We start from the raw sequence: 272 nt of genomic DNA on the forward strand, positions 1-272 counted from the left end.
TGGCGTGCTGAGCCTCGGCATTCCGGAACCGGCCAATGGCCAAGCCGTCAGCGTGTCCGCGACGCAAAGCAACGCGCTCGGCAATGTTTCCCATGCCGCCAGCGCCAGCGGCACGCTGAATCTGACGCCGCCGGATGCGCCCACCGTCGCCATCGTCGAACACAGCGGCCAGCAGATCGGCAGCGGCGATCTGGCGGGCGGCCACGTCCAAGCCACCATCAATCTCAGCGCCGCCAATCTCAGCGCCGGCGGCAGCGCCCTGGTCACCATCA

At 68.4% G+C, this 272-nt stretch carries 1 protein-coding gene; it reads left to right on the forward strand.

What is annotated here, in order from left to right:
- On the forward strand, positions 1-272 hold a 272-nt coding region (locus C2134_RS21620), incomplete at both ends, for a hypothetical protein (protein ID WP_158248821.1).

Source organism: Chromobacterium sinusclupearum (assembly GCF_002902845.1).
Taxonomy (GTDB): Bacteria; Pseudomonadota; Gammaproteobacteria; order Burkholderiales; family Chromobacteriaceae; genus Chromobacterium; species Chromobacterium sinusclupearum.